The organism is Oscillochloris sp. ZM17-4, from assembly GCF_019599295.1.
Classification (GTDB): Bacteria; Chloroflexota; Chloroflexia; order Chloroflexales; family Chloroflexaceae; genus Oscillochloris.
On the sequence record NZ_JAIEWN010000147.1, the window covers coordinates 1 to 1,902 of the forward strand.

1 protein-coding gene is annotated in these 1,902 nt (G+C 66.0%); it reads left to right on the forward strand.

From position 1 onward, the window contains the following. On the forward strand, nt 1-1,885 hold a 1,885-nt coding region (locus tag K2Z83_RS28265), incomplete at its 5' end, for an SUMF1/EgtB/PvdO family nonheme iron enzyme (RefSeq protein ID WP_220598512.1). Nucleotides 1,886-1,902: the final 17 nt, after the last annotated feature.

The window sequence follows — 1,902 nt, forward strand, 5'->3', positions numbered from 1 at the left end:
AATCGTGAGTAGCCTGGTCAATCGCTACCCAAACTGTCGCTATGTGCTCACCTCGCGGCCCAAGGCATACGAGGGCGACGCCCGACTCAGCCAGGGCTTCCGCGAGTGTACGGTGGACGACCTCTCGGCGGAGAAGCAGCAGCGCTTCATCGCCAACTGGAGCCAGAGCCTGCACCGCCTGCTCGGCCACCAGGGCGACGACGGGGCGCGCCCGGCGGCCCGCTTCAGCGATGATCTGTGGGCGGCGCTGGAGACGAATGAGCGTGTGCGTGACCTGGCGACCAACCCGCTGCTGCTAACCATCATCGCGATCATCTACTACGACTCGCGCAGCCTGCCCGAGAACCGGGCCGAGCTGTACGAGGCCTGCGTGACGGTGCTGCTCAAGGGCGGGCGCGGCAAGGTGGGCGAGGCGGCCAAGCAGCGCGAGACCTACAGCGGGCGCCCGAGCCTGAGCATGAGCCTGCGCCAGAAGCGCGAGCTGCTGGCCTTTGTGGCCTACCGCATGCACCAGCGCGGGGCCGACACCCGCGAGAGCACCGGGCGCGAGATTGGCCGCGATGACCTGGTGCGGATCGTCGCGGACTCCCCGGCGCTGCCGGCCGGATGCCCGCCGCTGGAGGCCGCCGAGGCGTTCGTAGACGAGCTGCCGGTGCATGTCGGGCTGCTGGACGAGATCCGCCCACGGGTGTTCCGCTTCAGCCACCTGTCGTTCCAGGAGTTCCTGGCGGCGCGCTACGTGGCCGAGGGCGACCTGTGGGCCGAGCTGCTGGAGCACTCCCAGGAGCCCTGGTGGCGCGAGGTGATCCTGCTGTGCGCCGGGCATCTGAGCCAGGAGCGCTGCTGGCGCTTCCTGGAGCAGCTGATCGCCTGTGGCGAGACGCCAAGCGAGCATGCGGCCAGCCTGGCTCTGGCCGCCGATGCCATCCGCGAGCTAGAGAAGTTCAAGGGCCAGGGGCCGCTGAATGCGCGCATCGCTGAGGCCGCCTGCGCGATGGTCGAAGCCCCGCTGAACGCCGCGCCCGCCGCCGCCCGCGTGGCCGCCGGGAATGTCCTGGCGGTGGTGGGCGACCCGCGCCCCGGCGTCTGTACGCTCCCGCCGCCGATGGTGAGGATCACGGGCGGGAGCTTTGTGATTGGCGAGCCAAAAGGGAAGCACAAGCACGATGATGAGATCAATGATCAACTGGTCACGGTTGGCTCATTTGATCTGGCCCGCTACCCGGTGACGAACGCGCAGTTCAAGGACTTCATCGACGCTGGCGGATATGATCTGACCGCACCCTGGTGGGCGATTGGCGGGGACTGGCTGCGCAAAGAAGGTGCGATCACTCCACGCCTTTGGGACGACTCTCGTTTTGGGATCGCCCGCCCGAACCACCCGGTGGTCGGCGTCAACTGGTATGAGGCGACCGCGTTTTGTCATTGGCTAACAGATCACCACCTGAACGACGGCTACACCTACTGCCTGCCCAGCGAGGCCGAGTGGGAGTATGCGGCACGGGGCAGCCAGCGCCGAACCTATCCCTGGGGTAATCCTGAGCCAGACGACGAGCGCGCCAACTTCAATCGGCGGTACAATGGCACGACTGCCGTTGGCTGCTTTCCGGCTGGTGCGACACCGGGAACCGGGCTGCTCGACATGGCCGGGAATGTTTGGGAGTGGACGCGCAGCGCATATCAGCCCTATCCCTACGACCCGCAAGATGAGCGTGTAGATGGGGCGGAACCAGTGCAAAAACGCTTTACATATCGCGGTGGCGCCTGGTTCAATCGCCCGATCTACCTGCGCGCGGCCTACCGTGTCAGCTACTCGCCTGACAACCACGATCACGTCGTCGGTTTTCGGCTTGCCCGGCACCTCAAAACTGTAAAGCCTTTATGACGTGTTCTGTGTCCTGT